Consider the following 9,424-nt stretch of genomic DNA (forward strand, 5'->3'; position numbering starts at 1 on the left):
GATCGATGGGGGAGCGACGATCGCATAGCATCGTGGCGTGAGCGCGTCAGAGGGTCCCCGCCGGTCTGAGCACCGGCCTGACGACAGCCCGGCAATGAGCGACCGGATCCTCACCGTCCCGAATGCCATCAGCCTTCTGCGGTTGCTGATGGTGCCAGTGGTCGGCGTGCTGATCTTCAGCGGCCACATGGTGGCGGCATTCTTCGTGCTGGTGCTAGCCGGGGTCAGCGATTGGCTGGACGGCGTGATCGCCCGCCGGTTCGATCAGACATCGCGCCTGGGCAAGTTCCTCGATCCATCGGCCGATCGCCTCTTCATCCTGGTGACAATCACCGGGCTCGCCTATCAGGGAACGATTCCGTGGTGGCTGGTTGTGGCGATCGTGGCGCGGGAAGCCGCCGTGGGTCTCTGCCTGCCGGCGATGGCCCGGCGTGGGTATGCGGGCTTCCCGGTGCACATGGCAGGAAAAGCAGGAACGTTCGCGCTCATGTACGCATTCCCGCTACTGCTGCTTGCGCATGTGGAGGGAACGGTCGGTGAGGTGGCCTGGGTCGTCGGGTGGGCTGCCGCGCTCTGGGGAGTGTTCTTGTACTGGGTCGCCGGGCTTCTTTACGTGAAGCAGTTCCGTGACGTGCTGACCGGCCGGGCGGTGCCGGCGTGACGCGGTACCCGGCTCCGCGGCAATCTGGGTATGCGCCCGGAGGACCGAACGCCCGACGGCCGGACGCCTCGATGACGCTGCTCAACGAGGTGCTCGAACGTCCGCTGGACCTCGGCTATGCGGCCGCAAGCGAAGCACGTAGGCAGGGCACTGCGCGGCCTGCCACTCCCGTGCGTCGCGGCCTGACCTTCCTTCTGGCGCTCGTTCTGGGCCTGACCGCTGTCTGGGCCGCGCGCGAGCTGCGTACCCCGGCCGGCGTCGAGACAGCCTCGGACGTCCTGGTTGCGCAGATCCGGGAGCGATCGGCTACCGGGGAGGAGCTGATGGCGCAGAACACTGCGCTGCGCGGCGAGATCGCCGAGTTGCAGGAGCAGGCCCTGGGAACCGAGGCCGAGGAACTGCTCGAGCTGACCGAGCGGATCGGGAGTGCAGTCGGCACGACCGCCGTCGAAGGGCCCGGGATGGTCGTCACGCTGAGCGACTCAGCGTCCGCGAACAGCGGCGAACCAGATGCTGAGTACGGTCGCGTGCGCGACGTGGATCTTCAGCTCGTCGTCAACGGGCTGTGGGCATCCGGGGCCGAGGCGATCGCCGTCAACGGGCATCGTTTGACCGCGCAGACGGCCATCCGGACGGCCGGGGATGCCATCCTCGTGGACCTGCAGCCGATGATCTCCCCATATCGGATCGAGGCGATCGGTGACCCGGACGGCATGCGTACCCAGTTCGCGCGGACCCAGGCCGCAGGATTCCTGAACTTCCTGGCGGCCCAGGCGTCCATTAGTTCGTCGGTCGAGCGCGCAGACGAACTGCGCCTTGCCGCCGGCACGTCTCTGGCGCCGAGCCTCGTGACCGAATCGTCATGAGGCGCGACCACGGGCACCGCGGTTGGCGTGTCAGACTGTTGCGCGACGGCGAAGGGAGGTTGCGATGATCGCCGTTGCCGGCCTCATCGTCGGAGTCGTGTTCGGGCTCATCCTGCAGCCGTCTGTCCCTGCTGAGTTGCAGCCGTACCTGCCCATTGCCGTCGTAGCGGCGTTGGACGCCCTCTTCGGTGCCGTACGGGCGCGGCTGGAGGAAGTGTTCGACGAACGAGTCTTCGTCACCTCCTTCCTGTTCAACGTGCTCATCGCGGCCTTCTTGGTCTTCCTCGGCGATCAGCTGGGCGTGGGCTCCCAGCTCAGTACCGCAGTGGTGGTGGTGCTCGGAATCCGGATCTTCTCCAACGCCGCTTCGATCCGGCGGCATGTCTTCAAGGCATGACCCACCACAGCGGCGCTCACCGCGCAGAGGACGGCGACGGTCCCGAGAACGGGCCGGAGGGGGTGCCCCCTTCGGCGAGGGCGCCACAGTCGGACGGACGTGGTCGCTCCCTTCGATCCCAGCTGCTCATCGGTGCGATGTGCGTGCTGCTCGGCTTCGCGATCGTGGCTCAGGTACGTCAGACGCAGGGCGACGAGTTCTCGGCCCTGCGAGAGGACGACCTCGTCCGGTTGCTGGATGAGGTGACCCAGCGAAACGAGGAGCTCGCCGACCAGAGCGCGCAGCTGACGAGGCAGCGCGACAGCCTGCTCTCCGGCTCGGACGGGCGGGCTCTGCAAGAGGATCAGCTCGATCTGCTGAACATCCTCGCTGGGACGGTCCCCGTGGAGGGCCCCGGCGTGGTGGTGACGGTGGAGGACCCGGACGACGACGTCAACGCGCAGCAGATGGTGCACATGCTCGAGGAGATGCGAAACGCGGGTGCGGAGGCGATTGCGGTTTCCGGGCAACGGCTGACCGCCTCATCAGCGTTCGTGGACACTGCCGACGGTGGGATGACAGTCAACGGCAACGTGATCGAGTCGCCTTACGAGTGGCGTGTGATCGGTAATGCCGACACCATCGCCGTGGCACTGGACATCCCCGGTGGCGCGTTCGCGATCATGCGTACTGCTGGAGCGAGCGTCGAGATGTCCGAACGCGAACTCGTCCAGATCACTGCGGTACGTGACATTCCCGACCCGGAGTTCGCCGAACCGGTCGAGAACGGATCCTGACGTTCCCGCCCGATGCGCTCGCGAACTAGAGTGGTGCGGGTAGAGTCTGCGACCACGCGCACCCGCCCACCCCGGCGGGAGCGAATGTCAGGTACCGGGGAGGCACGAGGATGACCGAGCAGCAGAACGGGCAGGGCGGCGAGGAAGCCGACCGGGGCCCTGCGCCGCACACCACGGCGGCGCTCGGCCGAATCGTGCCGGCCGATGCCGGCGAACAGGTCCCAGGAACGATTGACGCCTCGGATCGCGCGGCAGTGGAGGCGCTCCCGCCCTCCTCGGCACTCCTCATCGTGCAGCACGGCCCCAACGCCGGCGCGCGGTTTCTCCTCGACGCCGAGCGAGTGACCGCCGGTCGTGACACCTCGGCCGACATCTTCCTGGATGATGTGACGGTCTCGCGCAAGCATGCCGAGTTCCTCGGCCATGCCGGTGAATTCACAGTCCGGGACGTGGGCAGCCTGAACGGCACCTACGTGAACCGCACTCGCATCGATGAGGCCGTGCTCCAGGCAGGAGACGAGGTCCAGATCGGCAAGTACCGTTTGACCTTTCATCCGAGCCCGCGACGCCCAGTGGCGGGACAGGGCGAGCACACGGGCGACCCGGGCCAGTGAGCTCAGCTGCCGCCCGCGAGGAGGACGCCCCGAGCTGGCCGTTCGGCGTGTCACGCACACCGACGATGAACATCAGCGGCGCACTGTCGGTACTCAAGCGTGAGTTCCCGGCGATCTCGGTATCCAAGGTCCGCTTCCTCGAAGATCAAGGTCTGGTCAGCCCGCACCGGACCCCGTCCGGCTACCGGCGCTACTCGCTGGCCGACGTGGAACGGTTGCGGTTCGCCCTCGCGGCGCAGCGAGACTCCTTCCTGCCGTGGAAGGTGATCCGGGAGCGACTGGCCGATCTCGACGCCGGGGGAGCAGACGTCCCAGCGCCAGGTGCACGGGTGGTGACCGAGGACGGAGATCTCATCGCCGACCCGGCACCGCACGGACGGCTCACGCCCGAGCAGGTTGCCGAGCAGGCCGGGTGCAGCGTGGACCGGATTGCCGCGCTCACCGCGACCGGTCTCCTGGTGGCCGACGCGGCGGGGAAGTATCCCGGCGGCTCGGTCGAGATCGTGCGGCTCGCCGACGAACTCGCCTCTCATGGCATCGACGATCGTCATCTGCGGACGCTACGAAGCGCGGCAGAACGCCAGCTTGACCTGGTCGAGCAGATCGTGGCCCCCGTACGTTCCCAGCGCACCGGACCCTCGGCCAGTGGTTCGCGGGCCAAGTCGCATGCGATGGCGACTGAGCTTGCCCGCACGATGACCTCGCTACACACGGCGCTCCTGGGCGCCGGTGTGGATCGGATGGAGTGACAACCGGTCACCCGCCGGCCCGAGGTTCGCACGTGAGGCATGTGCGGCGTAGCGTGGTGGCGTGCGACAGATGGAGGTTCTCGGAGTGCGGGTGCGGTTGAACGCACCTGAGCACGAGGTTCTCGTGTTGCTCAATGAGCGTGAGGGATCGCGCTCGCTGCCCATCGTCATCGGGCCGCACGAAGCGGTCGCCATCGCGACGGTGCAGGCTGGCATGCCGATGCCGCGGCCGGGAACGCATGACCTGCTGCTTGCGTGCGTTGAGGCCACAGGGATGAAGGTTCAACGGGTGGCGATCACCGAGCTGCGCGAGGGTACTTTCATCGCCGAGATTGTGCTGAGCAACGGTAGCCGGGTGGATTCACGTGCCTCGGATGCGATCGCTGTCGGGTTGCGGGCCGGAGTTGAGGTGTGGTGCGCCGATGCCGTACTTGAAGAGGCGGCTGTGGTGCTCGACGTCGACGAGGATGACCGTGAGCACGTCCACCTCACGGGAACCCTGGGTACCGATGAAGCGGAGGAGCGGGTCGCGGAGTTCCGATCGTTCCTCGACTCGGTTGATCCCGAGGATTTCTCCGATGGCAACGACGACCGATCGTGACCAACTCTTAACCTGAACTCGAGGGTAAGACTCGCCGCGAGCGACACGCCGACACGCTTCCGTGCGCATGTCGTTGACCCGGCCCCTCCGGACCAATAGCGTCGTGTTCGGAAGGTCGATCTGACCCCAGACCACCGTCGTCGGACGCCACGGAGTACAGTGGTGTAAGTCCGGTATGAGAATGGAGAAGGCGTGAGCGGCAGCGACGCACAGGCGGACGCCACCCCAGGCATCCCGCAGCGGGCCCAGGGGATGCTGTTCGGTGACACCCTGCCGGACCTGGACACCACGACCGGCTACCGTGGTCCGACCGCGTGCCGTGCCGCGGGCATCACCTACCGACAGTTGGACTACTGGGCACGGACGGGTCTGGTTGAGCCCAGCATCCGGCCGGCTACGGGCTCGGGAACCCACCGGTTGTACAGCTTCCGGGACATCCTTGTCATCAAGGTCATCAAGCGATTGCTGGACACCGGCGTCTCGCTGCAGCAGATTCGCTCAGCCGTCGAGCACCTGCGTGAACGTGGCGTAGACGACCTCGCGCAGATCACGCTGATGAGTGATGGTGCCTCGGTCTATGAGTGCACATCCGCCGATGAGGTGTTCGACCTCGTCCAGGGTGGTCAGGGTGTCTTCGGCATCGCCGTCGGCCGGGTGTGGCGCGAAGTTGAGGGAAGCCTCGCCGAGTTGCCCACAGAGAAGGCCGAGGACGAGGCTCAGGCCTCGGTTGACGATGAGCTTGCGAAGCGTCGCGCCGCCCGGCGCATCGGCTGACGTTGATCCTGGCTACAGCACCTGTTTGCGTGCCTCGATCAGGAACCGGGTGGAATGCGAGAGGAACAGACCGTCGCGTTGAATGATCTCGTGCACGGTGCGTAGTTGCCGCCGGTACCCGACTGAGGTGAATCCGGGAACTGTCCAGACCACCTTCCGCAGGAAGTGCACGACAGCCGCGACGTCGTAGAACTCGACGCGGCATGTCGCTCGACGTAGATCGACCACCTGCAGTCCGTGCGCTCGTGCCGTCTCTGCCTCGTGCTCCGGGCAGCGGCCCGCTGGCTGGATGTGTTCACCCATCATGGCTCGCGTGAGTTCGATGTTTGTCGCATGCCCGACCTGGTGGGAGAGAAACGTGCCACCAGGGGTGAGCACGCGGGCAATCTCCGACCACGGGTTGACCACCGGAAGCCTGGCCGATACTAGGTCGAAGGCGCTGTCGGTGAAGGGGAGTGGGCCTTCGTCGGGAGCCTGCACCACCCGGGCGCCGAGGGAGCTGAGACGTGCGCGCGCTACCGGCAGATTCGGTTCCCACGATTCGGTGGCCGCCAAGATCGCGGGCGGGTGAGCAATCTCTGCCAGCACCTCACCGCCGCCGGTCTGCAGATCGAGCGCGGCCTGCGCCCGCGCCATCCGGTCGCTGAGCATCTCGGAGTAGCGCCACGGCGGTCGTTCCTCGTGGGCACGCCCGTCAAACCAGGAGAAGTCCCAGCCCTCCAGGCTGACAGCGTCACCTTCTGCGACCAGTGCATCGAAGTCGGGCATGGACCCACTGTGCCGCTCCCAACGTTGTCGGTCGAGCGAATACCTCCCGGGGATGCTTAAGGTGGAGTATGGCGCGATACTTTGATGTTCACCCGGTCAACCCGCAGCCCCGGTCGATCCGTCAGGTGGCGGAGATCATCCGAGACGGCGGTCTCGTTGCCTATCCGACCGACTCGGGCTACGCCGTCGGTGCTCAGCTCGGGAACCTCCAGGCGAAGCAGCGAATCCTGGATCTACGGCGGCTCGACGAACGGCACCATTTCACGCTCGTGTGCGCCGACTTCGCTCAGCTCGGCAAGTTCGTGCATGTGGACAATGCCGTGTTTCGGGCGGTGAAGGCCGCCACACCAGGCCCCTACACGTTCATCCTGCCGGCAACCAGAGATGTGCCGCGACGATTGCTGCATCCGAAGAAGAAGACCGTGGGCGTCCGGATACCGGATCACACGGTGGTGCAGGCGTTGCTGGCCGAGATTGGTGAGCCGCTTCTGTCCAGCACCCTCCTGCTGCCGGACCAGGAGCGCCCGTTGACTGACGGCTGGCAGATCAAGGAGGACCTCGACAACACTCTGGACGCCGTGATCGATGCAGGGGAGTGTGACGACGAGCCGACCACCGTGGTCGACCTGTCCGACGGCGTCGCGGAGGTGCTCCGTTACGGGGCGGGGGATCCGGCACCCTTCGAGTAGTGCGTCGGGTGCCCGGCGGCTTCGGCGACCGTGCGCAGCTTCTCCCGGTAGTCGATCCACCACGTGTCGCCGGCGTCAGGCAGATTGAGCGCCTGTGGGCGGAGACCGGCGGTGCCATCGAGAAGTTCCCGGACGATATCGGCGTGGCCGGTATGACGCGCGAGCTCGCAACTCACATGCACCAGGATCTGCGCGAGTGTCACGTCTGCGCGGTCGCCCCACCAGGGCACACGGCCTGGTGCGTCGAGGGGCAGGGACCCGATCGTGTCATCCGCGAAGGTCCACACGCTCCGGTACAACGTGACGATCGACTCGCGGGACTCCGCTGATGTGGCCCACATGTCTGCGTTGGGTTCGGCGTCATCATCCAGCCACGGCGTCGGGATCGGATGCTCGCGCCCGAAGACTGTGCCGAAGTACGTCTGCTCCACGCCGGCCATGTGCTTGACGAGGCCGAGCAGGTTCGTGCCGGTTGGTGTCATGGGCCATCGCACCTGGCGTTCGTCGAGGCCGTCGAGCTTCCATAGCAGCGCTTCCCGGTGGCTCTGGAGATACCGGTGTAGTGCCGCGTGCGGGGTCATGCTGCGAGCCTACGCCTGTTCGGGTTCGCTTCCGAGGTGTCTGTGACGGGGCAGTGGCGGTAGCCGGACCTCGAATCGGGCACCTCGCGTGGTGTTGGTGACGCGAACCTGACCGTGGTGTGCTTCCACGATCCCGCGTACGATCGCCAGCCCGAGTCCGGCTCCGGCGGTGTGACCCCAGCTGTGCTGGGGCGTTCGTGACTCGTTGCCTTTCCAGCCGGTGCGGAACACCTGCTCCAGATCTGTCTCCGGGATGCCGGCTCCGGCATCGGTGACGCTCAGGACGGCGTGGGCGCCGCCGTCGAGAGTGGTTTCGACGCGCACCTGAGACCCTGCAGGGGAGTGCTGAATGGCGTTCATCAGCAGGTTCTTCACCACTCGGGTGAGTTCTCGAGGGTCGGCGAGCACCACCGGACCGGCTCCACCGTGGGCGTGAAGGGTGACCGCGTGCGCGTCAGCGACGGGCCTGAGGTCTGCGACGGCGTCAGAGGCGAGGTCGTACAGGTCCACCTGCTCGGTATGCAGGCGGAGGGTGCCGGATTCGATCGTGGCCAGCTCGAACAGATCGTCCACCATGCCGGAGAGTTGGTCGACCTGCGACCGGATCTGCCGGTGGTACCTGCTGGGATCTGCGACCATCCCGTCCTCGAGCGCCTCAGCCATCGCCCGCAGCCCGGCCAACGGGGTGCGCAGATCGTGGGAGATCCAGGCAAACAGCTCTCGTCGCGAGGCGTCGACGGCGACTAACTCGGCCTTCGCCTCATCAAGTCTGCGGCTGGTCTCGGTGAGATCGTCGGCGAGGCGAGCGAGCTCGGAGTGATCGCCTGGGCGGCCGGCCCGTTCAACGCGTTCGCCTGAGCCGATCGCTCGTGCCATACGGCGCAGGTCGGCTGCCTCGCTTGCGAAGAGCTTGCTGAGCGCAAAGGCGACCCCGAAGGAACTGAGCGCTGCCGTGACCGCGACCCAGAGCAGCACGGTGAGATCGTGCTCGGAGATGTACATACCTTGCGCGATCGCCACCATCCCGGCCACGACCGAGAGCACGCCGGTGGCGGCTACGATCATCAGCCGCACGCCCATCGGGGCGCGGCGGGCGAGGCGCAGGGCGACCAGACCCAGGAGGCCGACGCCGACCGAGCAGGCGAGGCAGACGGCAACGATGACCGCGAGCTCGGGCAACGGGATCATGGCGTCGCGTCCCCTGGGACGTCGAGACGGTAGCCCACACCCCAGACGGTGACGAGGATGGCGGGGGAGGCGGGGTTGGTCTCGATCTTCTCCCGCAGGCGGCGCACGGTCACCGTGATCGTAGACAGGTCACCGAACTCCCAGCCCCAGACGGCGCGGAGCAGCTGATCGCGCCCGAATGCCTGGCGGGGGTGTTTGAGGAGATAGGCGAGCAGGTCGAACTCGCGCGTGGACAGGGCCAGGTCTGTTCCGTTCTTGCTCACCGTGCGGGCGGCGACATCCAGGTGGAACGGTCCGGCGTCGAACGGCACCTCGGGAGTGTCCTCGTCGATCGTGCGACGCAGGATGGATCGCACCCGCAGCACGAGTTCGCGCGGGGAGAACGGTTTGGCGAGATAGTCGTCGGCCCCTGCTTCGAGGCCGTCGATCCGGTCGTCGGTAGTGCCGAGGGCAGTGAGCATGAGTACGGGCGTTCGGGAGATTGACCGAATGCGCCGGCTGACCTCGAGCCCGTCGATCCCGGGGAGCATGCGGTCGAGGACGATCAGATCGGGGTGGCACTCTTTGGCGCGTTGAACGGCGGCGATGCCGTCGGTCGCCTGGTCAACGAGGAATCCCGCCGCTTCAAGGTAGGTGGTGACGATCTCCAGCACTGTGGGGTCGTCCTCGACCACCAGGACGCGGCGGTCGGTCAGGGGGTCATCCGGCTCGGGCACCTTTGCAGGATAGGCGCCCGCACGATCCGGGGCCGCTCCGGTCT

13 protein-coding genes are annotated in these 9,424 nt (G+C 66.7%); 9 read left to right on the top strand and 4 right to left on the bottom strand.

What is annotated here, in order from left to right:
* The first annotated feature begins 37 nt into the window (after positions 1 to 37).
* The 8 genes from IM660_RS09480 to IM660_RS09515 all read left to right on the top strand — a co-directional run bounded on the left by IM660_RS09480 (position 38) and on the right by IM660_RS09515 (position 5,438).
* Entirely contained in the window at positions 38 to 661 is a 624-nt protein-coding gene (locus IM660_RS09480; RefSeq protein ID WP_246465239.1) for a CDP-alcohol phosphatidyltransferase family protein, read from the top strand.
* 71 nt (positions 662 to 732) lie between these two features.
* Positions 733 to 1,527, top strand: a complete 795-nt coding sequence (locus tag IM660_RS09485; protein ID WP_193499063.1) for a DUF881 domain-containing protein — start codon at positions 733 to 735, stop codon at positions 1,525 to 1,527.
* A 64-nt stretch (positions 1,528 to 1,591) separates the two neighbouring features.
* Positions 1,592 to 1,924, top strand: coding sequence for a small basic family protein (locus IM660_RS09490; protein WP_159622486.1), 333 nt, complete (start codon positions 1,592 to 1,594; stop codon positions 1,922 to 1,924).
* The gene (locus IM660_RS09495; RefSeq protein ID WP_193499064.1) at positions 1,921 to 2,700 is read left to right on the top strand and encodes a DUF881 domain-containing protein; all 780 of its coding nucleotides are present in this window, start codon (positions 1,921 to 1,923) and stop codon (positions 2,698 to 2,700) included. Before IM660_RS09490 ends, IM660_RS09495 begins: the two co-directional genes overlap by 4 nt.
* A gap of 110 nt (positions 2,701 to 2,810) precedes the next feature.
* The gene (locus IM660_RS09500; protein ID WP_193499065.1) at positions 2,811 to 3,314 is read left to right on the top strand and encodes an FHA domain-containing protein; all 504 of its coding nucleotides are present in this window, start codon (positions 2,811 to 2,813) and stop codon (positions 3,312 to 3,314) included.
* A gap of 47 nt (positions 3,315 to 3,361) precedes the next feature.
* On the top strand, positions 3,362 to 4,063 hold the full coding sequence (gene ftsR / locus IM660_RS09505) for a transcriptional regulator FtsR (protein WP_246465240.1): 702 nt from the start codon (positions 3,362 to 3,364) through the stop codon (positions 4,061 to 4,063).
* Between the two features lie 70 nt (positions 4,064 to 4,133).
* Positions 4,134 to 4,664, top strand: coding sequence for a bifunctional nuclease family protein (locus tag IM660_RS09510; protein WP_218958798.1), 531 nt, complete (start codon positions 4,134 to 4,136; stop codon positions 4,662 to 4,664).
* A 252-nt stretch (positions 4,665 to 4,916) separates the two neighbouring features.
* Positions 4,917 to 5,438: a MerR family transcriptional regulator gene (locus IM660_RS09515; RefSeq protein WP_246465295.1), complete on the top strand. Its 522-nt coding sequence runs from the start codon at positions 4,917 to 4,919 to the stop codon at positions 5,436 to 5,438.
* Between the two features lie 12 nt (positions 5,439 to 5,450).
* Here IM660_RS09515 and IM660_RS09520 read toward each other — a convergent pair whose 3' ends face one another.
* Positions 5,451 to 6,206, bottom strand: coding sequence for a class I SAM-dependent methyltransferase (locus IM660_RS09520; RefSeq protein ID WP_193499068.1), 756 nt, complete (start codon positions 6,204 to 6,206; stop codon positions 5,451 to 5,453).
* Positions 6,207 to 6,274: 68 nt separating this feature from the next.
* Between IM660_RS09520 and IM660_RS09525 the strand changes: the two genes are divergently transcribed.
* The gene (locus IM660_RS09525; protein WP_193499069.1) at positions 6,275 to 6,895 is read left to right on the top strand and encodes an L-threonylcarbamoyladenylate synthase; all 621 of its coding nucleotides are present in this window, start codon (positions 6,275 to 6,277) and stop codon (positions 6,893 to 6,895) included.
* Here the strand turns inward: IM660_RS09525 and IM660_RS09530 are convergent.
* Genes IM660_RS09530 through IM660_RS09540 form a run of 3 tightly spaced genes read right to left on the bottom strand, consistent with a single transcriptional unit; the run spans position 6,862 to position 9,380 of the window.
* Positions 6,862 to 7,476 carry a DinB family protein gene (locus tag IM660_RS09530; RefSeq protein ID WP_193499070.1) on the bottom strand — a complete coding sequence of 205 codons (615 nt, stop codon included), beginning with the start codon at positions 7,474 to 7,476 and terminating at the stop codon, positions 6,862 to 6,864. The genes IM660_RS09525 and IM660_RS09530 overlap by 34 nt on opposite strands.
* 9 nt (positions 7,477 to 7,485) lie before the next feature.
* Positions 7,486 to 8,664: a sensor histidine kinase gene (locus tag IM660_RS09535; RefSeq protein WP_193499071.1), complete on the bottom strand. Its 1,179-nt coding sequence runs from the start codon at positions 8,662 to 8,664 to the stop codon at positions 7,486 to 7,488.
* Positions 8,661 to 9,380: a response regulator transcription factor gene (locus tag IM660_RS09540; protein ID WP_193499072.1), complete on the bottom strand. Its 720-nt coding sequence runs from the start codon at positions 9,378 to 9,380 to the stop codon at positions 8,661 to 8,663. The genes IM660_RS09535 and IM660_RS09540 overlap by 4 nt, the downstream gene beginning before the upstream one ends.
* Positions 9,381 to 9,424: the final 44 nt, after the last annotated feature.

The sequence above is a fragment of the Ruania alkalisoli genome (genome assembly GCF_014960965.1).
Lineage (GTDB): Bacteria > Actinomycetota > Actinomycetes > Actinomycetales > Beutenbergiaceae > Ruania > Ruania alkalisoli.